Annotated in this window: 19 protein-coding genes and 1 pseudogene; 16 read left to right on the top strand and 4 right to left on the bottom strand. The window is 62.2% G+C overall.

Translation table 11 applies throughout. The annotated features are described in order from the left end of the window. Nucleotides 1–5 precede the first annotated feature (5 nt). Nucleotides 6–521: a flavin reductase family protein gene (locus KGA98_RS20180; RefSeq protein ID WP_057714069.1), complete on the bottom strand. Its 516-nt coding sequence runs from the start codon at nucleotides 519–521 to the stop codon at nucleotides 6–8. 1,221 nt (nucleotides 522–1,742) lie between these two features. Between KGA98_RS20180 and KGA98_RS20175 the strand changes: the two genes are divergently transcribed. Both KGA98_RS20175 and KGA98_RS20170 read left to right on the top strand, forming a co-directional pair. Continuing rightward, complete coding sequence (locus KGA98_RS20175; RefSeq protein WP_154908778.1) at nucleotides 1,743–2,927, top strand: flavin-dependent monooxygenase; 1,185 nt, start codon at nucleotides 1,743–1,745, stop codon at nucleotides 2,925–2,927. Nucleotides 2,928–3,065: 138 nt separating this feature from the next. After that, complete coding sequence (locus tag KGA98_RS20170) at nucleotides 3,066–4,187, top strand: LLM class flavin-dependent oxidoreductase (RefSeq protein ID WP_102672755.1); 1,122 nt, start codon at nucleotides 3,066–3,068, stop codon at nucleotides 4,185–4,187. 450 nt (nucleotides 4,188–4,637) lie between these two features. Here KGA98_RS20170 and KGA98_RS28735 read toward each other — a convergent pair. Then, nucleotides 4,638–4,748 (bottom strand): annotated as a pseudogene (locus KGA98_RS28735) (outer membrane lipoprotein carrier protein LolA); the annotation flags it as partial. Nucleotides 4,749–5,091: 343 nt separating this feature from the next. Here KGA98_RS28735 and KGA98_RS20155 point away from each other — a divergent pair. The 11 genes from KGA98_RS20155 to KGA98_RS20105 all read left to right on the top strand — a co-directional run bounded on the left by KGA98_RS20155 (nucleotide 5,092) and on the right by KGA98_RS20105 (nucleotide 15,675). After that, the gene (locus tag KGA98_RS20155) at nucleotides 5,092–5,988 is read left to right on the top strand and encodes a VOC family protein (RefSeq protein WP_223503380.1); all 897 of its coding nucleotides are present in this window, start codon (nucleotides 5,092–5,094) and stop codon (nucleotides 5,986–5,988) included. A gap of 11 nt (nucleotides 5,989–5,999) precedes the next feature. Then, entirely contained in the window at nucleotides 6,000–6,881 is an 882-nt protein-coding gene (locus tag KGA98_RS20150) for a CoA transferase subunit A (RefSeq protein WP_223503378.1), read from the top strand. Nucleotides 6,882–6,893: 12 nt separating this feature from the next. Next, nucleotides 6,894–7,682 (top strand): CoA-transferase subunit beta, encoded by a 789-nt coding sequence (locus KGA98_RS20145; RefSeq protein ID WP_223503376.1) that lies wholly within the window; start codon nucleotides 6,894–6,896, stop codon nucleotides 7,680–7,682. A 23-nt stretch (nucleotides 7,683–7,705) separates the two neighbouring features. Further along, nucleotides 7,706–8,578 carry an enoyl-CoA hydratase gene (locus tag KGA98_RS20140; protein WP_046043072.1) on the top strand — a complete coding sequence of 291 codons (873 nt, stop codon included), beginning with the start codon at nucleotides 7,706–7,708 and terminating at the stop codon, nucleotides 8,576–8,578. Nucleotides 8,579–8,580: 2 nt separating this feature from the next. Beyond that, the gene (locus tag KGA98_RS20135; RefSeq protein WP_223503374.1) at nucleotides 8,581–9,648 is read left to right on the top strand and encodes an NAD(P)H-dependent flavin oxidoreductase; all 1,068 of its coding nucleotides are present in this window, start codon (nucleotides 8,581–8,583) and stop codon (nucleotides 9,646–9,648) included. A 30-nt stretch (nucleotides 9,649–9,678) separates the two neighbouring features. Next, complete coding sequence (locus tag KGA98_RS20130; protein WP_057714077.1) at nucleotides 9,679–10,434, top strand: enoyl-CoA hydratase family protein; 756 nt, start codon at nucleotides 9,679–9,681, stop codon at nucleotides 10,432–10,434. A 10-nt stretch (nucleotides 10,435–10,444) separates the two neighbouring features. Then, nucleotides 10,445–11,611, top strand: coding sequence for an acyl-CoA dehydrogenase family protein (locus tag KGA98_RS20125; RefSeq protein ID WP_223503451.1), 1,167 nt, complete (start codon nucleotides 10,445–10,447; stop codon nucleotides 11,609–11,611). A gap of 10 nt (nucleotides 11,612–11,621) precedes the next feature. Further along, entirely contained in the window at nucleotides 11,622–12,677 is a 1,056-nt protein-coding gene (locus KGA98_RS20120) for an acyl-CoA dehydrogenase family protein (RefSeq protein WP_223503372.1), read from the top strand. A 202-nt stretch (nucleotides 12,678–12,879) separates the two neighbouring features. Then, nucleotides 12,880–14,028, top strand: coding sequence for an acetyl-CoA C-acetyltransferase (locus KGA98_RS20115; protein ID WP_057714080.1), 1,149 nt, complete (start codon nucleotides 12,880–12,882; stop codon nucleotides 14,026–14,028). Nucleotides 14,029–14,085: 57 nt separating this feature from the next. Further along, nucleotides 14,086–14,961, top strand: coding sequence for an SDR family oxidoreductase (locus KGA98_RS20110; RefSeq protein ID WP_223503370.1), 876 nt, complete (start codon nucleotides 14,086–14,088; stop codon nucleotides 14,959–14,961). A gap of 204 nt (nucleotides 14,962–15,165) precedes the next feature. Next, nucleotides 15,166–15,675 carry a DUF1993 family protein gene (locus KGA98_RS20105; RefSeq protein ID WP_154861387.1) on the top strand — a complete coding sequence of 170 codons (510 nt, stop codon included), beginning with the start codon at nucleotides 15,166–15,168 and terminating at the stop codon, nucleotides 15,673–15,675. A 189-nt stretch (nucleotides 15,676–15,864) separates the two neighbouring features. On the opposite strand, the gene sstT is transcribed toward KGA98_RS20105, so the two are convergent. Further along, the gene (gene sstT, locus KGA98_RS20100) at nucleotides 15,865–17,097 is read right to left on the bottom strand and encodes a serine/threonine transporter SstT (RefSeq protein WP_223503368.1); all 1,233 of its coding nucleotides are present in this window, start codon (nucleotides 17,095–17,097) and stop codon (nucleotides 15,865–15,867) included. Between the two features lie 452 nt (nucleotides 17,098–17,549). On the opposite strand from sstT, the gene KGA98_RS20095 reads away from it, so the two are divergent. Further along, nucleotides 17,550–18,704, top strand: coding sequence for an MFS transporter (locus KGA98_RS20095; protein ID WP_057714084.1), 1,155 nt, complete (start codon nucleotides 17,550–17,552; stop codon nucleotides 18,702–18,704). 5 nt (nucleotides 18,705–18,709) lie between these two features. Here the strand turns inward: KGA98_RS20095 and nhaR are convergent, their stop codons facing one another. After that, nucleotides 18,710–19,609, bottom strand: coding sequence for a transcriptional activator NhaR (nhaR, locus tag KGA98_RS20090; RefSeq protein ID WP_057714085.1), 900 nt, complete (start codon nucleotides 19,607–19,609; stop codon nucleotides 18,710–18,712). A gap of 135 nt (nucleotides 19,610–19,744) precedes the next feature. Between nhaR and KGA98_RS20085 the strand changes: the two genes are divergently transcribed. Both KGA98_RS20085 and KGA98_RS20080 read left to right on the top strand, forming a co-directional pair. Then, nucleotides 19,745–19,987, top strand: coding sequence for a hypothetical protein (locus tag KGA98_RS20085; protein WP_150812569.1), 243 nt, complete (start codon nucleotides 19,745–19,747; stop codon nucleotides 19,985–19,987). A gap of 29 nt (nucleotides 19,988–20,016) precedes the next feature. Then, the coding region (locus KGA98_RS20080) for a TerC family protein (RefSeq protein ID WP_411736673.1) at nucleotides 20,017–20,367 on the top strand (351 nt) is incomplete at its 3' end.

Raw genomic sequence — 20,367 nt, 5'->3', positions numbered from 1 at the left:
GGGCCTCAGCCAGCAGCAGCGAGAGAGGGTGCGGGTTTGGCGGTGGTGGTGTAGCTGCCGTCGAGGTAGACCAGCGGGGTGATTTCGGCGGTGGTGTGGATCTGCAGGATGCGTCCGATGAACACGGTGTGGGTGCCGTAGCTGAAGTGGCCGTCCTGGCGGCAGAGGATCGCCGACTGTGCGTCACCCAGGTATGGAATGCCGCCGGGGCTGGTCAGCCAGTTGCCGCGGTCGAAACGTGCTTCGCCCTTGATTGCGCCGCTGCACAGGTTGGCCAGGTCTTGTTGTTCGACGCCGAGGATGTTGACGCAGAAGTCGGCGCCGGTCGCCAGTGCGGCGTGGGGCGAGGCGGTCTTGTTGACGCAGATCAGCAGCGAGGGAGGCTCGGTGCTCAGCGAGTCGACGGCCGTGGCGGCCATGGCGAAGCGTTCGGTGCCGTTGCTGGTGCTGATAATGGTGACTGACTTGGCCAGGCGGCGCATGGCCTGGAGCATGTCGGCTTTGAGATTGACGTCGTTCATCGCACTGGGCCTTTTTTTGTTGGGGGTTGGGTGCGATGGATTCTTGCTCTGGCTCTTGTCTGGAGCATCGTCCGAGGGGACTAGGCCTTGGCGGCCTCTGGGCCGACCAGGCTCTTGGTTGATTGAGTACATATCCGTTTCTGCGGTAATGGCGGCTGGCGGTTTCGCCCTTACGGCGAGTCCCTTTTGTCAAACGACACAAAAGGAACCAAAAAGTCTCGCCCCTTACGTACGGCCCCTCGCTGAGGCTCGGGGTTCCTTCGCTGCGGCATTCATCCGGGGGCATTGCCCTCCGGTCGGCTTCGCTTCGACCTACATGCAATGAGTTCGACTGCGTCGAACGGCGCTGCGCGCCAATCCCCGGATGAACACCTCCGCTCAGCCTGCCGAGGGGGCGGGTGGATCAAGATCAAAAGCTGCAGGCGAGCTAACGCTCGGCCTGATGAGTGGTGAAGAGCGTGGGGGTACGCGGCCCTGCTTTTGCTCTGCTCTTCTGTGGGAGCGAGCTTGCTCGCGATGGACGTCAACGATAACGCGTGCTGCCTGAATGCCCGCGTTGTCCTGGCGTTTTTCGCGAGCAAGCTCGCTCCTACAGGGAAACGCGTTCAATTGCGATCAGGCCGCCTCGCTTTGGCTTTGGCTTTGGCTTTTGATCTTCTTGCCCCCTCGTGAGGCCGAGTGGAGGTTCTGCGCAGTGGGCAACCCGGCATGGATGCCGGGTTAGCCGCCCCCGGCCATGGATGGCCGATGGCGGCGGGCCCACGGAGCAGGACCGGAGCGAGGGCATGCCGAGCCTAGGCGAGGCACCGAACGAAAGGGGCAAGAGCCCTTGGTTACTTGGGGCTTTTCCAAGTGACCCGCCGTAAGGGCGGAACCCTGAGTGGCCGTTACCGCAGCAATGGATATGTACACCCTCAAAAATCCATGTCGCCTGCCATATAGCCATCGCGAGCAAGCTCGCTCCCACAGGGATCTTCAGTGGCCACAAGTCCCGAGTAAAAGCGGAGACCTGAGAGCGAGCCTGCTCGCGATGGCAGCCTGCCAAGCAACACATTCCTTTCTGATACACCCCCCCCAGATACCTGTTCCCCAATCCCACATGGTCCGTTTGAGGGATGTCCACTCTGTTGCGCATTGCTTGAATGCCAGTGTAGGGGCGCTACACCCGCCCCGTTGCACGCGCGCCCCGGCGGATGGGGTGAACAAAGGAGAACAATAAAAATGCTCAACCAAGACCTGATTCGCCAGCGTCTGAGCCAACGTGCCCGCGAGTTGGTGCCGATCCTGCGTGAACGTGCCCTGAATGCCGCGCAAGCAGGCCAGTTGCCCGAAGAAACCCTGAAGGATTTCCAGGACGCCGGATTCTTTCGCATCCTGCAACCGTCCCGTTGGGAAGGCTATGAGCTGGAGCCCAAGGATTTCTTCGACGTACAGATGACCCTTGCCGAAGGCTGCATGTCCTCGGCCTGGGTACTGGGGGTGGTAGCGATCCACAACTGGCAACTGGCGCTGTTTGACGACCGCGCCGCGCAGGATGTCTGGGGCAGTGATTCCAGCGTGCTGATCTCCTCTTCCTATATGCCGGTGGGCAAGGTCGAGCGGGTCGAGGGTGGTTTCAAGTTGAGCGGTCGCTGGGGCTTTTCCTCCGGCAGCAAGCATTGCGAGTGGGCGTTCCTCGGTGCGCTGGTGCCGCCGGCAGAGGCGGGCGGGGCGCCGGATTATCGGACGTTCCTGGTGCCGCGCAGCGACTATCAGATTCTCGACAACTGGAACGTCATGGGCCTGGAAGCCACTGGCTCCCACGACATTCTGGTGGAAAACGCCTTCGTTCCCGAATACCGCACCCATCGCGCGCTCGACGGTTTCATGCAGAACAGTCCGGGCAACGCCGTGAACACCGCGCCGTTGTTCCGTTTGCCGTTCGGGCAGATTTTCGTGCGTGCCGTTTCGTCGTCCGCCATCGGTGCGCTGCAAGGCGCGGTGGATCAGTTTGTCGAGCACAACCGCGCCCGGGTCGGGGTCAATGACGGTCGCAAGATGGTCCAGGACCCGGCCGCGCAATCGGCGCTGGCCAACGCCATGGTCTGCGTCGACGAGTGCAAGACCGTGCTGCATCGCAACTTCGCCCTGATGCTGGAGCGCGCGCAGAAGGGTGAGCCGTTGAGCATGCCCGAGCGGGTGAAGATGCGTTACGACTCGGCGCTGGTGGCCGACAAGTGCGCCAAGGCCGCTGGTGACCTGATGTTCAACAGCGGTGCTTCGACGATCTTCCGCAGCCACCCGATCAACCGAGCGTTCCGTGATATTCACACCGGTCGCGCCCACGTCGCCAACAGCCCGGCCAAGTACGCCTGGAACCTCGGCGGGGTCAGCATGGGGCAGGACAGCAGCGACTTTTTCCTCTGACGCTGGCGTACAGCTCTTTTCTATGAATCGGGCTAGTCCGTTTGCGTGATTCGAGCGCCCCGCCGATGCCCGAGCATTGGCGGCAAGGCGAAGGTCTACGGCGCCGACTGCGCATCCAAATAAGCACAAGGATCAACCATGAAATTTTCCCTGATTTACGAAGCCCAGACGGTGGACTCCAGCCGCGAAGGCGACCGCAAGATTTTCGAAGACACCGTCGAGCAGGCCGTGCTGGCCGACAAGCTGGGTTTTGACACCTTCTGGTGCGTGGAACACACGGCGCTGAGCAACTACTCGCACATGTCCGCGCCGGAAACCATGCTGGCTTTCGTGGCCGGTAAAACCGAGCGCATCGGTATCGGCCACGGCGTGGTCTGCCTGCCTCCGGCGATGAACCACCCGGTCAAGGTCGCCGAGCGCATCGCCACCCTCGACCTGCTGTCCAAGGGGCGTGTGCACTTTGGCGTGGGCAAGGGCGGTACCCAGCAGGAAGCCGGCACCTTCGGCTACGACCTGGCAACCTTGCAGCCGCAGATCGACGAGATGATGTACCTGATCCCGAAAATGTTCGTGCAGGACGAGATCGAGCACAACGGCGACTTCGTGCAGATCCCCAAGCGTCCGATCCATCCAAAGCCGTATCAGGACCCGCACCCGCCGATGTACCTGGCGTGCACCAACACCGAGTCGCTGAAAAATGCCGGCGGTCGTGGCATGGGCGCGCTGGTGCTGGGCTTCGGTGGCCCGGAAGAGATCGCCAAGAAGGTTGAGGTGTATCACACGGCCTACGACAATCGCGATGAGAAGAAGCAAGTGGGCTTCCGCCCTAACCGCCACATCGCTGCGCTGTGCCCGGCCATCGTGCTGGACGACAACGCAGAAGCGCGCCGCATCGGTATCCGTGGCCAGCGTTACTTCATGGAGTCGCTGGGCTACTGGTACGGCGGTGGCGAGCGTCCGGATCCGGAGAAGTGGAAGGACGACACCTTCGTCGATGGCAATGGCCAGAGCGTAATCAAGTCGCGCTTCGCTTCTGAAGAAGTCAGTGTCGACTTCTCCGACCCGACCATGGCCATGATGAACCCGAACCACGCCTACGGCACCGTCGAAGATTGCATCGGCTACGTGCAGCGCCTGATCGATGCCGGCGCCGACGAAATCCTGTTCATCTGCCAGATGGGCACAGTGCCGCAGTGGGCGCAGCTGGAGACCTTGAAGAACATTGGCGAGAAGGTGATTCCGCATTTCCGCAAGGCGTGATAGTTGACGCTAAACGCATGAACACCGCATACCCCTTGTAGGAGCGAGCCTGCTCGCGATAAACCTGAGAACGCTGCGGGGTGCCAGGCTTGCAGCGTTATCGTTGGCGACCATCGCGAGCAGGCTCGCTCCTACAGTTGAACGCATTTCAGGCATGGCACGGACGTCAGGCCCACTTTCCAACGGGTCCCCAAGGCCCGTTTTTTTATGCCTGCCGAACAAGATTGAACACCGCATACCCCTTGTAGGAGCGAGCCTGCTCGCGATAAACCGGAGAACGCCACGGGGTGTCAGGCTTGCAGCGTTATCGTTGGCGACCATCGCGAGCAGGCTCGCTCCTACAGTTGAACGCATTTCAGGCCTGGCACGGACGTCAGGCCAACTTTCCAACGGGTCCCCAAGGCCTGTTTTTTTATGCCTGCCGAACAAGATTGAACACCGCATACCCCTTGTAGGAGCGAGCCTGCTCGCGATAAACCGGAGAGCGCCGCGGGGTGTCAGGCTTGCAGCGTTATCGTTGGCGACCATCGCGAGCAGGCTCGCTCCTACAGTTGAACGCATTTCAGGCCTGGCACGGACGTCAGGCCAACTTTCCAACGGGTCCCCAAGGCCCGTTTTTTTATGCTTGCCGAATAAGATTGAACACCGCATACCCCTTGTAGGAGCGAGCCTGCTCGCGATAAACCGGAGAACGCCACGGGGTGCCAGGCTTGCAGCGTTATCGTTGGCGACCATCGCGAGCAGGCTCGCTCCCACAGGTTTTTCATGTTCCGCGCCATCATTTCCGCTAGTCCCATTGGACGATGTTGCCCCTGCCCGAACCCGTTTGAATAGGCCCTACATAAAGTCTCCCCCGGCAGTCGCCGAAGGGCGGCACCGCCTGAGAAAAACGAGGAGTGCATCCATGGATATCCGTGGTCTGGGTTACGTCACCCTGTTATCCAGCGACCTGGCGCAATGGCGCCACTACGCAAGCCAGGTGCTGGGCATGATGGTCATCGGCTCTGATGACGACGCGCACCTGTACCTGAAGATGGACGAGCGCCACTACCGCATCCTGGTGCAGAAGAACGCCGAGAACGGCTTCGGTGCCTGCGGCTGGGAAGTGGCCGGCAAGGCGGCGCTGGAACAGGCGGTCAGCGAGTTGCAACAGGCCGATGTGCAAGTGACCCGTGGTACCGCGGCCGAGGCCGAGCTGCGCAAGGTCCAGGAGCTGGTGCATTTCAGCGACCCGGATGGCAACCGTCACGAAATCTTCTGGGGCCCGTTGCAGGACTTCGCCCGTTTCGTCTCGCCGGTGGGCGTCAAAGGGTTCGTTACCAACGAACTGGGCATGGGCCACGTAGTGCTGCCGGCACCTGCCTTCGAGCGCTGCCGCGACTTCTACGAACAGGTGCTGGGTTTTGGCCTGTCGGACCTGATGAAAGTCCGCTTCACCCCGGACCCGGCCGAGCCGCAAAAGCGTATCCACTTCCTGCACTGCAACAACGGCCGCCACCACTCGCTGGCGATTTTCGAGTGCCCGATGCCCCACGGCTGCGTGCACATGATGGTCGAGGTCAACGCGCTGGACGAAGTCGGCCGCGCCCTGGACCGCGTCCACGCCAATGGCGTGAAGCTGTCGGCCACCCTCGGTCAGCACACCAACGACCAGATGATTTCTTTCTATATCAAGACCCCGTCCGGGTTTGACCTGGAATACGGCTGCGATGGCCTGGTGGTCGACTGGGACCGCCACACGCCGTTCGAAAGCACCGTGGTCAGCCACTGGGGCCACGACTTCAGTGTCGGTCGCCAATGAGGAACATGACGATGGACAAGCAAATGAGCACCGCCGAGATTGTCGGCCAACTGCGTGACGGCATGACCATCGGTATCGGTGGCTGGGGCCCGCGGCGCAAGCCGATGGCGCTGGTGCGAGAGATCCTGCGCTCGGACCTCAAGGACCTGACCGTGGTTGCCTACGGCGGTGCCGATGTCGGCATGCTCTGCGCGGCCGGCAAGATCAAGAAACTGGTGTTCGCCTTCGTTTCCCTGGACTTTATTCCGCTGGAACCATACTTCCGCAAGGCGCGCCAGGAAGCGGCGCTGGAAGTGATGGAGATCGACGAAGGCATGCTGCTGCTCGGTCTGCGCGCGGCGGCGATGAATGTGCCGTTCATTCCGACGGCGGTGGGCCTGGGCACCGATGTGCTGCGCCACAACCGCCAGATCAAGTTGATTGCCTCGCCTTATGCCGATGGCAAGGACTGGGTGGCGATGCCGGCGCTCAAGCTCGACGCGGCGCTGGTGCACGTCGACCGTGCCGATAAACGCGGGGTGTGCCAGATCAGCGGTCCGGATCACTACATGGACGACCTGTTCGTGCGGGCCGCGACCCACAGCTACGTGACCTGCGATGAACTGGTCGACAGCGAGTATTTCCATCAGGACAGCGCCCACGCGCATCAAGTGTTCTGGGAACGCAACCTGACCACCGCCGTGGCCCATGTGCCGGGCGGGGCGCATCCGTCTTCGTGCGCGCCGCTGTACGGTTTCGACGTCTCGCACTTCAAGGCCTACAACGCCACGGTCCAGGCGGCCGATGGCTGGCAGGGCTACGTGCGCGACTACGTCGACTGCACCCACGAACAGTATCTGGAAAAGGTCGGCGGCCTGGCTGCGATCCGTGAACTGCCGTTGCCGATTTTCTAAGGGAACCTTCCGATGAGCACTACTGATTACAGCCTCGCCGAACTGATGATCTGCGCGGCCTCCGAAGCCTGGCGCGAAGACGGCGAAGTATTGGCTTCCGGCATCGGCGTGATCCCGCGTCTGGCCGCTTCGCTGGCCATGCTGACCAGCAACCCGCAACTGCTGATGACCGACTCCGAAGCCTACATGGTCGCCGAGCCGGTGCCGTTGGGCGCGCGCAAAGGCTATGAACCCAAGCGCGACAGCTGGATGGGTTTCTCGCGGATTTTCGACAACGTCTGGGGCGGCAAGCGCCATGCCCTGGTGGGCCCGACCCAGATCGACCGTTTTGGTCAGGCCAACATTTCCTGCATCGGCGACTACGCCAGACCCAAGGCGCAGATGCTCGGTGTACGCGGTTTTCCCGGCAACTCGATCAGCCACGCCAACTCGTTTTGCGTGCCGAGCCACAACCGCCGGGTATTCGTCGAAGGCGAGGTCGATATGGTCGCCTCGGTCGGTTACAACCCGGCCCGACTGGCACGGGGCTGGTCGCTGAACGACATCGACATCCGCCTGATCATCACCGACCTCTGCGTGCTGGATTTCCAGGGCCCGCAACGGCAGATGCGCATCCGTTCGCTGCACCCCGGCGTGACGGCGGCGCAAGTCCAGGACAACACCGGCTTCGAGCTGCACGTGCCGGACGATTGCCCGACCACAGCCGCGCCGACGGCCGAGCAGTTGCAGCTGATCCAGCGTCTGGACCCGCACAACCTGCGCGCCCTGCAACTCAAAGACAACCCGCCAGGCCAACGCTGAGCAACGCGTTGCGGAGAAAAGTGATGGCTGAACATAACGATAACAATCAGGCCGAGGTGGTGCTGTACGAGGTGCGTGGCGCGGTGGCCCTGGTCACCATGAACCGCCCCGAGTTCCACAACGCGCAGAACTCGCAGATGACCTATGCGCTGGACGCGGCGTTTCGCCGGGCCTGCGATGACGATGAAGTGAAGGTCATTGTGTTGCGTGGCGCCGGCAAGCATTTCTCCGCCGGGCATGACATCGGCACCCCGGGCCGCGACGTCGACAAGACGTTCGACCGCGCCAGCCTGTGGTACGACCATGTGAACAAACCGGGCGGCGAGTTTTTGTATGCCCGTGAGCAGGAAGTCTATCTGGGCATGTGCCGCCGTTGGCGCGAGATGCCCAAGCCGACCATCGCCATGGTCCAGGGCGCGTGCATTGCCGGTGGGTTGATGCTGGCCTGGGTCTGCGACCTGATCGTGGCCAGCGAGGATGCTTACTTCGCGGATCCGGTGGTGCGCATGGGCATTCCCGGGGTCGAGTATTTCGCCCACGTGCATGAACTCAATCCGCGCATCGCCAAGGAGTTCCTGTTCCTCGGCGAGCGCATGCCGGCACCGCGTGCCTATCAGATGGGCATGCTCAATCGGGTGGTTGCTCGCGACGAGCTGGAACAACAGACCCTCGACATCGCCGGGCGCATCGCACAGATGCCGCGCCTGGGCCTGCAGCTGAGCAAGCAGGCGGTGAACAACGCCGAAGACCTGATGGGCAAGCGCGCGACCATGGACATGGTGTTCGGCCTGCATCACTTCGCCCATGCCCACAACGAACTGGTGTCCGGCGACCGCCTCGGTGGCTACGACGCCAAGGCCATGGCCAGTTCCCAACGCAAAACGGGCGAGGCGTGAGCATGGCGATCTCGTTGAATACCCGATTGACCGAACTGCTCGGTTGCCGTTATCCGATCATCCAGACCGCCATGGGCTGGGTCGCCGACCCGAAACTGGTGGCGGCCACGGGCAATGCCGGTGGTTTCGGCTTTCTCGCCGGGGCGACCATCGAACCGCAGCAGATGGAAGCGGCGATCATCGAAACCCGGCGCCTGACCGATCAGCCGTTCGGGGTGAACTTCCACATGTACCAGGCCAATGCCAGCGAGATCGTCGAACTGGTGTTGCGCCATAAAGTCCGGGCGGTGAGCTACAGCCGTTCGCCGGGCAAGCAGATGATCAGCCGCCTGAAGGACGCCGGCGTGGTGTGCATTCCCACGGTGGGCGCGCTCAAACATGCACAGAAAGCCGTGGAAATGGGCGCGGATGCGGTGACCGTGCAAGGCGGCGAGGGCGGTGGGCATACCGGCTCCGTGCCGACCTCGATGCTGCTGGATCAAGTGGTCAATGCGGTGTCGGTGCCCGTGGTGGCGGCCGGCGGTTTCAAGGACGGCAGGGGCCTGGTTTCGGCCCTGGCCTACGGCGCCGAGGGCATCGCCATGGGCACGCGTTTCCTGATGTGCGCCGACAGCCCGGTGCCGCAAGCGACCCTGGCGCGTTACCTGGCGGTCAAGGACCCGGCGGCGATCATCATCAGCCGCGCCATCGACGGCATGCCGCAACGGATGATCCGCAACGAATTGCTCAACCAACTGGAAAACAGCGGCGGCCTCAAGCGCCTGTTGCTGGCATTGCAGAGTGGCCTGGCCTACCGCCGCCACACCGGCATGAGCCTGATGCAACTGCTGACCAGCGCGCTGAAGATGCGCGGCAGCGGGGACCTGACCGCCGCGCAAAGCATCATGGCCGCCAACGCGCCGATGGTGATCCAGAAAGCCATGGTCGACGGGCAACCGGCCGCGGGCGTCTTGCCCGCCGGGCAGATCGCCGCCTCCATCGACAGCTTGCCAAGCTGCGCCCAATTGATTGAACAGATCGTCCGCGACGCCGAAGCGCGCCTGGGCGAACTGTGCCGCCGTGTGTCGTGAAGGGGCCATGTATTGTGAAGGAAGGAAACCATGAAACCATTTAGCGTCAGCATCGATAACGGCATTGCCGAACTGGTCTTCAACCGGCCACCGGTCAACGCCTTCAACTGCCAGGGCTGGGCCGACATCGCCAGCGAAATCGAAAGCCTGGGGCGCAATGCCGAGGTGCGGGTGATCCTGATCCGGGCCGAAGGGCGCGGCTTCTGCGCCGGGGTCGACATCAAGGAACTGGCCGCCGACGGCAACCTGATCGTCGCGGTGAACAAGGGCAACTACGACAGTTTCAAGGCGATCCACCGCAATCCGAAACCGGTGATCGTCGCCGTGCACGGCTTCGTGCTCGGTGGCGGCATCGGTATCTGCGGCGCCGCCGACATCATCGTCGCGTCCGAGTGCGCCACCTTCGGCGTGCCGGAAGTGGATCGCGGGGCCATGGGCGGCGGTGCGCATTTGCAGCGGTTGTTCCCGGTGCAGAAAGTCCGCCACATGTACTTCACCGGCGAGGCCATCGACGCCGCCGAAGCTTACCGCCTGGGCGCGGTGGAGCGGGTGGTCAAGCGCGAAGACTTGCGCGAAGCCGCGTTGCAGATCGCCCGCACCATTGCCGCCAAGAGCCCGGGCATGATCAGCCTGGCCAAGGAAGCGCTGAGCGGCATCGAAGACGGCAATCTGGAAGACAAATACCGCTGGGAGCAGGGCTTCACCCTCGAAGCCTACCGCTCACTGGACTCTCAGGAAGCACGCGACTCGTTCGTCGAGAAACGCGATGCCCGATTCAACGGCTGAAGGCATATCCATGGACCTGACCTATACCCCGGCCCAGCAGGCCTTTCGCTTTGATGCGCGGACCTGGCTGGCGGCCAATGTACCGAGTGAACCGCTGCAATCGTTCGACACCGAGCAAGGTTTTGCCGAGCACCGCGCTTGGGAAGCCAAGCTCAATGAAGGCCGTTGGGGCATGGTCACCTGGCCGACCGAACTCGGCGGCCGTGGTTGCGACCTGATCGAGTGGCTGATTTTCGAAGAGGAATACTACCGTTCCGGGGCGCCGGCACGGGTCAACCAGAACGGCATCTTCCTGCTCGGCCCGACCCTGATGGAGTACGGCAGCGAAGAGCAGAAAGCGCGATTCCTGCCGCGCATGGCCACCGGCGAAGACATCTGGGCCCAGGCCTGGTCCGAGCCGGGTGCCGGTTCCGACATGGCGGCGATCCGCTCCAAGGCTGAGCGGGTGGGCGACCACTACGTGATCAACGGCCAGAAAACCTGGTCGACCCGCGCGGTGTGGGCTGACTGGGCGTTCGGTATTTTCCGCACCGACCCGCAGTCCCAGCGCCATCACGGCCTGACGTTCATCCTGCTGCCGCTGAACACGCCGGGGATCACCGTGCGGCCGATTCCGCAGCTCAACGGCTTGCCGGGTTTCGCCGAGATTTTCTTCGACGACGTCAAGGTGCCGGTGGAGAACGCCCTCGGTGGTGAAGGCATGGGCTGGCACGTGGCGATGTCCACCGCCGGTTTCGAGCGCGGTTTGTTGCTGCGCTCGCCTGCGCGTTTCCAGGAAACCGCCAGGCGCCTGGTGCAGTTGTACCTGGCCAACCGCGAGCAGGCCGACCGCGACCCGGCCATTGGCGAAGCAGTGATGCGCGCCTGGCTCGATGCCGAGGCCTACACCCTGGGCACCTACATGACCGCCTCGCAGCTGGTGCAGGGCGGCAAGATCGGGCCGGAATCGTCGACCAACAAGATCTTCTGGTCCGAACTCGACCAGCGCATGCACGACACCGCCATGAGCATTCTCGGTTTGCGTGGCGAACTGCTGCCGCATGCCCCTGCCGCCGGTGACGTCGGCCATTGGCTGGAAGGTTTCCTGTTTGCCCAGGCCGGGCCGATCTACGCCGGCACCAACGAGATCCAGCGCAACATCATTGCCGAACGCATGCTCGGCATGCCGCGTGCCTGAGGAATAGACCATGGACTTTAGTTTCAGCCGCGACCAACTGCTGTTTCAGGACAACGTCCGCAGCTTTCTGATCAACGAAGTCACCCCGGAACGCATTCGCGAACTGTGGCAGAGCGACAGCGGGCGCAGTGAGCAACTCTGGGCGCAATTGGTGGAACTGGGCCTGACCGCCCTGACCGTGCCCGAGGCACAGGACGGCATGGGCATGAATGAGCTGGACTTCGTGCTGATTGCCCAGGAATGCGGTTACGCCGGTCTGCCTGAGCCGCTGGTGGACACCATGCTGGTCGGCGTGCCGTTGCTCGCCGCCCTGGATGAGCAACACGCCCCGCTCAAACAAAAATGGCTGTCGCGAGTGGCCGAGGGCCGCGCGCGTCTCGCGGTTTCCGAGCCGGGCAACCCACTGGTCAGCGATGCCCATGTCGCCGATCTGCTGTTGCTGGCCCATGGCGATGAAGTGCATGCGCTGGAGCGTGATGCCGTGCGCCTGACCCGCAACGAGTCGGTCGACCCGAGCCGTCAGTTGTACCAGGTCGAGTGGACGCCTACACCGGACACCTGTGTTGCCAGCGGTGAACAGGGCCGACGTTTGTGGGCCGCAGCCTTCAACCGTGGCGCCCTCGCCAGTGCCGCGCAATTGCTCGGGCTGGCCAAGCGCATGGTCGACCTGGCGGTGGACTACACCTTCGAGCGCAAGCAGTTCGGCAAACCGGTGGGGTCGTTCCAGGCGGTCAAGCATCTGATGGCTAACGTCGCGGTGCAGATCGAGTTCGCTAAAGGCCCGCTGTATCGCGCCGCCTATGCTCTCGCGGAGCAGCAGGCAGATCAGGACGTATTCGTCTCCCACGCCAAGTTGGCAACGGCGGAAGCGGCCATGCTTGCGGCGAAGAACACCATCCAGGCCCACGGCGCCATGGGGTACACCTGGGAAGTCGACTTGCATCTGTTCATGAAGCGCGCCTGGGCCCTGGACAAGGTCTGGGGCGATCGCGGTGTGCACAAGGGGCGGATTCGTGCGGCTTTGTTTGGCGGCGAAACTGCGCTGGGTGCTGGCAGTACTTTCTGACGGCAACTGTGGCTGATACCGGTCAGTAAGGTGCCGTGAAACCTGTGGGAGCGGGCTTGCTCGCGAAGAGGCCGGCACATTCAAAATTGATGTTGCCTGCCATGCCGCCTTCGCGAGCAAGCCCGCTCCCCCAGGTAGTGCGGCGCTCCTACTGACGGGTATTGGCGAATGTGCCTGACTTCAACTGATTCCGAGGTAGACCATGCCTGAAGCCTACATAGTCGACGCCCTGCGTACGCCCACCGGGCGGCGCAAGGGTGGTCTGAGCCAGATCCACGCCGCCGACCTGGGCGCCCACGTATTGCGCGCGCTGGTCGAGCGCAATGCCATTCCCGACGAGGATTACGACGACGTGATCTTCGGCTGTGTCGACACCATCGGCCCGCTGGCCGGTGACATCGCCCGCACCAGTTGGCTGGCGGCCGGCCTGTCGCAATCGGTGCCGGGCACCACCATCGATCGCCAGTGCGGCTCGTCCCAGCAAGCGGTGCACTTCGCCGCCCAGGCGGTGATGAGCGGGACTCAGGACGTGGTCATCGCCGGTGGCGTGCAGACCATGACCCAGATCCCGATTTCCTCGGCGATGATCGCCGCCGAGCCCTTGGGTTTCACTGATCCGTTCAGCGGTTCCGAAGGCTGGGTGCGGCGCTATGGCGCGCAACCACCGACGCAGTTCCGTTCGGCGCAGATGATCGCCGAAAAGTGGGACCTGTCCCGGGCACAACTTGAAGCCTATTCGCTTGAGTCCCATCGACGTGCCTTGCAGGCCATCGAGCAAGGCCGCTTCAACCGCGAGATCGTGCCGCTGGCCGGTGTGCTGCATGACGAAACCCCGCGCCAGACCAGCCTGGAAAAAATGGCCGAGCTGGAATTCCTGTTTGGCTGTGACCGGGTCACCGCCGCGGTGTCGAGCCAGACCTGCGACGCGGCCAGTGCGATGCTGATCGTCTCGGAGGCGGCGCTCAAACGTTATGGCCTGACGCCACGGGCACGCATCCATCACCTGAGCGTGCGCGCCGAAGACCCGATCTGGATGCTCACCGCGCCGATCCCGGCCACCGCTTACGCACTCAAGCGCGCCGGCATGAAGCTCGAAGACATTGACCGGGTGGAGATCAACGAAGCCTTCGCCTCGGTGGCCATGGCCTGGTTGAAAGAGACCGGCTACCCCCACGAACAGACCAACGTCAATGGCGGCGCGATTGCCCTCGGACATCCATTGGGCGCCACCGGCACCCGCTTGATGTGCACCTTGCTGCATGAACTGGAGCGCAGCGGCGGACGCTTCGGCATGCAGACCATGTGCGAAGGCGGCGGTCAGGCCAACGTGACGATTATCGAACGCCTGTGATTTCAAGATGCCCACAGGGATTGTGGCAACGAGTGATGAATTTGAAGGATGAGCAACATGAAAATCTGTGAAAACCGTGTCGTGATCATCACCGGTGCCGGCGGTGGTCTGGGCCGTGCCTACGCGTTGGCCTTCGCCGCCGAAGGTGCAAAAGTGGTGGTCAACGATATCAATCGTGAAGCGGCGTTGGCCGTGGTCGGCGAAATCCTCGGCCAGGGCGGCAGCGCCGTGGCCAACAGCGATGACATTACCCGCTATGACTCGGCGGGGTTGATCGTGCGCCAGGCCATCGAAACCTTCGGCGACCTGAACGTGGTGGTCAACAACGCCGGCATCTGCCGCGACCGCATGTTCGCCAGCCTCAGCGAAGCCGACTGGGATGCCGTGGTGGCCGTGCACCTCAAGGGCCATTTCTGCATTTCCAGCCACGCCGTGAAGTACTGGCGTGAGCAGGTCAAGGGCGGCGCCAGGGTCGATGCGCGGATCATCAACACCAGCTCCGGCGCCGGTTTGCAGGGCTCCATCGGTCAGTCCAACTACGCGGCGGCCAAGGGCGGTATTGCTTCGCTGACGCTGGTGCAGGCGGCTGAACTGCGCCGCTACGGGATCACCGCCAACGCCCTGGCGCCGGCCGCGCGCACCGGGATGACCGAGCAAGTGTTCGCCGACACCATGAAAAAGCCTGAAGAGGGCTTTGACTACTTCGCCCCGGAAAACGTTGCGCCGCTGGTGGTGTGGCTCGGGTCGGAGGCTTCCGCCGAGGTGACCGGGCAGATGTTCGAAGTCGAGGGCGGCAAGTTGTCGATTGCCGACGGCTGGCGCCGTGGTCCGCAACTGGATCGCCAGGGCCGCTGGGCGGTCGGCGAGATGGGCGATGCCGTCGCTCAACTGATGACGCAAGCGGTTCCTGCGGCCAAAGTTTACGGCAGCTGAAAAAGACCGGTTTCGGGAGGCCTGTGCATGGCTATAATCGGCCCACGTTCCAACGCTGATCACCTGTAGGAGCGAGCTCGCTCGCGATGGACTCCAGCGCTACGCGTTTATTCAGACAGAACGCTTTATCGTTCACGTCCATCGCGAGCAAGCTCGCTCCTACAGGTTACCTGCGATCCCTCCAGTCACCACACGAGACCTGCCATGACCATTTCCCTGTACGACGCTTCCGTGCCTGTTTTCCAGCAAATGCTCAACGCCCTGAGCGATGTACTGAAAAAGGCCGAGGCTCACGCCACCGAAAAAAACATCGACCCTAACGCGTTCCTGCAAGCGCGCCTGTTCCCGGACATGTTCCCTCTGGTGCGTCAGGTGCAGATCGCCGTTGATTTCAGCAAGGGTGTTACCGGTCGTCTGGCTGAAGTCGAGCTGCCGAAGTACGACGACAGCGAAACCACCTTCGCCGAACTGCAAGCGTTGATTGCCAAGGCACTGGCCTTCATCGGCTCGATCAAGCCCGAGCAGATCAACGGCAAGGAAGGCATCGAGATCGTCACCCGTCCGGGCACGCCTAAAGAGAAGCGCTTCAGCGGCCAGTCCTACCTGCTGACCTACGGCCTGCCGCAGTTCTTCTTCCACGTCACCACCACTTACGCACTGCTGCGCCATAACGGCGTGGAAGTGGGCAAGCGCGACTACATGGGCGCGTTCTAAACCGTCCGGGTACAAAAAAGCCCCCGGAGCCTTTGGCTGCGGGGGCTTTTTCATGGGTACCCAGTCTTCAGCTACACCACAAATCCTGTGGGAGCGGGCTTGCTCGCGAAAGCGGTGTGTCAGCCAACGCTAATGTTGAAGCTGACGGCCCCTTCGCGAGCAAGCCCGCTCCCACATGGGGTGGCGGCGTTACGCCAAACGCTCGGCTTTTTGCTCTTCGCCCAGGCAAGCCGCCGCGGTGAACAGCACATCGGTGGACGAGTTGAGCGCGGTTTCCGCCGAGTCCTGCAACACGCCGATGATGAAACCGACCGCCACCACCTGCATGGCGATTTCGCTCGGGATGCCGAACAGGCTGCACGCCAGTGGAATCAGCAACAGCGAACCACCGGCTACACCGGAAGCACCGCAGGCGCAGATCGCCGCGACGACGCTCAGCAGGATCGCCGTCGGAACGTCCACGGTGATGCCGAGGGTGTGCACGGCCGCCAGGGTCAGTACGGTGATGGTGATCGCAGCACCCGCCATGTTGATGGTCGCACCCAGCGGGATCGATACCGAGTAGGTGTCTTCGTGCAGGCCCAGACGCTTGCTCAACTCCAGGTTGACCGGAATGTTCGCCGCCGAGCTGCGGGTGAAGAACGCCGTGATACCGCTCTCGCGCAGGCAGGTCAGCACCAGCGGGTACGGGTTGCGGCGCAGTTTCCAGAACACGATGAGCGGGTTCATCACCAGCGCCACGAACAGCATGCAGCCCAACAGCACGGCCAGCAGCTGCGCGTAGCCGATCAAGGCACCGAAGCCGGAAGTGGCGAGGGTCGAGGCCACCAGGCCGAAGATGCCCAGCGGGGCGAAGCTGATCACCAGGCGCACGATCACCGTCACGCCGTTGGACAGGTCGCCCAGCACTTCACGGGTGGTGTCGCCGGCGTGGCGGATGGCAATACCCATACCGATGGCCCACGCCAGGATGCCGATGAAATTGGCATTCATCAGGGCGCTGACCGGATTATCGACCACGCTCAGCAACAGGCTTTGCAACACTTCGCCAATCCCGCCAGGCGCTGTGACCGCGACGTCCTGGGTCGACAGCACCAGGCTCGACGGGAACGTCATGCTGGCAACCACCGCCACGACGGCCGCGGCGAAAGTGCCCAGCAGATACAGGAACAGAATCGGCCGGATATGGGTTTCCTGGCCGTGCTTGTGGTTGGCAATCGACGCCATGACCAGCACGAACACCAGAATCGGCGCGACGGCTTTGAGCGCAGAGACAAACACTTTGCCGATGAACGCCGTGGACTTCGCCATGTCGGGGGCGATCAGCGCCAGGGCAATACCGGCGATCAGGCCGATCACGATCTGTGTGACCAGGCTCAGGCGTTTAAGGCGTTGCAATAGAGAAGGGGATGAAGCTGTCATAAAACGGCATCTCTGAATTTTTATAAGTGCATGGTTTCGTCGCAGTTGCAGCAACAAGCAGGGCAGGCCGCAGACGGGAAACCGGGAGGGGAATACAGGGTGTAGAACACCGCATTCCTTGTGGGAGCGAGCTTGCTCGCGATGACGCTGGCACAGTCGACACTTGCGTTGTCTGACGGTCCGCCATCGCGAGCAAGCTCGCTCCCACAGGTTTTGCCCCTTAAATGATCGGCATTGATCACAGGGTGTACGTTTTTCAGGGCGCGGACTTTATCACAGCGCAGGAACGATCTTTCAGACCTGTGACGAACTGCCACCCTGGTCTTCAACGCGAATTGCAGGTTCGTGCAACCGCATCCGAAAACACTCTGTTAAGATTCGCCATCCTCATTTTCATGTCTGCCAGTGGGCCTTCGGGCTATCGCTGGTGTTTTCGTTTTCTGGAGTTTTGCATGCTGCTGCCCATTCTTCTGTTGTCCGCCGCCGGCTTCACGGTGCTGACCACGGAATTCATCATTGTTGGCCTGTTGCCGGCTATCGCCAGGGACCTGGAGGTCAGCATCCCGCAGGCCGGTTTGCTGGTGACCCTGTTCGCCTTCACCGTGGCCGCGTTCGGGCCGTTCCTGACGGCGTATTTCGCCCGCTTCGAGCGTCGCAAGTTGTTCATCTCGGTGCTGATCATGTTTGGCCTGGCCAACACGGTCGCGGCGCTGGCGCCGAACATCTGGGTGATGGCGTTTGCCCGCTTGATCCCGGCGCTGGGGTTGCCAGTGTTCTGGGCCTTGGCCAGCGAAACGGCGGTGGACATCGTCGGGCCGGATTACGCCGGTCGCGCCATCGCCAAGATCGGCTTCGGCATCGTTTGCGCCACGGTGTTCGGCATTCCCGTGGGCACGCTGATTTCCGATGCGTTCGGCTGGCGCAGTGCCTTTGCGATTCTGGCGGTCATCGCCTTTGCCAAGGCGCTGCTGCTGTTTATCTATCTGCCGAAGACCAACCTGCACCAGCATCAGGTGAGCTTGCGGTCGCAGTTCAAGATCCTGCGCAGCCCGCTGATGCTCGGTCACGTGCTGCTGTCGGTGATTGTGTTCAGCGGCATGTTCACCGCGTACACCTATCTGGCGGACATCCTTGAGCGTCTGGCCGGTTTCAACGGCACCGTGGTCGGCTGGTGCCTGATGGGCTTTGGCGCGGTCGGGCTGATCGGCAACTCACTGGGTGGCCGTGCGGTGGATCGTCATCCGCTGATGGCGTCTATGATGTTCTGTGCGTTCATGATTGCCGGCCTGGTGGCGCTGGTGCCGAACATCCACTCGCCGCTGGGTCTGGCAGCAGCGATGGGCATCTGGGGCGTGACCCAGGCAGCGTTGTTCCTGGTCAGCCATGTGCGCCTGATGAAAGCGGCGCCCGAGGCGCCAGCGTTCGCCGCTTCGCTGAACATCGCCGGGGCCAACCTCGGTATCGGTCTGGGCGCGATGATCGGTGGCCGGGTAATCGACAGCGTCGGGCTGCAAGGCCTTGGCTTCGCCGCGGCGGCGTTCATTCTCGCCTCGATCCTGCTGGCCATTGCGCTGATGACCTTCAAACCCCGGGAAGTCTGCGCCTGAGTGTCCTAAAACTCGGTAAACAGCTCGCGTCGGGCACCTTCGGTAATGGCGACAATGCCGGGGTGCTTGACCTTGCGTTCCACTGAGATGGCATAGAACGACTCGCTCACCGCGTCGGTCTGGCCGATCACCTGCACGCCATATTGGCGTCGCACCTCATCGGCAATCACGCTCGGGCCGATGAAGATCCCGCTGCCGGATTGGCCGAAGGCCTGCATCAGGGCGCTGTCGTCGAACTCGCCGACAATTTGCGGCTGGATCTGCTGCTCGGCAAACCACCGTTGCAAACGGCTGCGCACCACGGTTTCCGGCCCGGGAATCAATAGCGGCGCACCGTGCAGGTTGCGCGGAAAGTCGTGGCCGTAACGGGCCGCCAGCTCTGGGGTGGCGAAGAAGCTGATCCCGCACTCACCAAGTTTCTGGCTGTAGCCCTTGATGTCCAGGTGCGATGGCATCGGGCTGTCGGATATCACCAGGTCCAGGCGCTGGATCGCCAGGTCGGCCAACAAACGTTCAAGCTTGTCTTCGCGACAAGTGATGCGCAGCGGTTCGCTCAGCTCCATGGTCGGTGCAATCAGGCGATAGACGATGGACTTGGGCACCACGTCAGCCACGCCGACGCGAAACAGGATCTGCTGCTCATTGGGTTGTGCCCGCAGCATCAGTTCCAGTTCGCCACCCAGCTGGAACATTTGTTCGGCGTAGGGCAGTGCCTGCCGGCCGGCCTCGGTGAGTTCGAGTTGCCGTCCGACACGCCGAAACAACTCGATGCCAAAGGTCTGTTCCAGTAATGAAATCTGCCCACTGATGGTTTGTGGCGTGAGATTGAGCTGCTCACAGGCGCGCACGATGCTGCCGGTCTTGGCCACCACCCAGAAGTAATGCAATTGCCGATAGTTGAGCATGGCGATCTACAGTTCGTAAAAACCGAAGTATAGCCGCTGAAAATACGAATTTTACTGAAGTATTCACTTCCCTAGAATGCATCGCTATCAACGGGCCATCGTTTAGGTCCCGTTCGTTCTATCGAGGAAAGCATCATGAAGCTTAAAGCCACGGCATTGCTGATCACGTCTTTACTGGTACTGGCCGGTTGCGACCAGGCCGAGAAAAGCGCGCAACAATTGATGGGCAAGGCTGCCGAAAGCGCCAAGCAGGCGATTGACGATACCCACAAGGCCGCCGAGCAAGCACTCAATGACGCCACCAGCGGGTTGATCAGCAAGAAAGAATCATCGGAAAAAGACTCGGAAAAAACCGAATCTTCCTCCCAGGAAATCTAAACCGTATTACAACGAGTCAGGACAGACCCATGGACTACCTTTTACAACTTGCCGCCAGCCCCACCGCCTGGGTCGCCCTTGCCACCCTGATCGTGATGGAGATCGTGCTCGGCATCGATAACCTGATCTTCATCTCGATCCTGACCAACAAGCTGCCCTTGCACAATCGACAGCGGGCACGGCGCATCGGTATCGGCATGGCGTTGATCCTGCGTCTGGGCTTGCTGAGCACCATCGCGTTCATCGTCCAGTTGACCAATCCTGTGATCGAGATTCTCGGCCACGCGTTTTCCTGGAAAGACATGATCCTGATTGCCGGTGGCCTGTTCCTGGTGTGGAAGGGCACCACCGAGATCCATCCCAGCATGGACCCGGCACCG

The organism is Pseudomonas sp. BF-R-24, from assembly GCF_019947335.1.
Taxonomy (GTDB): Bacteria; Pseudomonadota; Gammaproteobacteria; order Pseudomonadales; family Pseudomonadaceae; genus Aquipseudomonas; species Aquipseudomonas jessenii.
The sequence above is the reverse complement of the archived record's forward strand: the minus strand, read 5'-3'. Positions and strand labels throughout refer to the sequence as shown.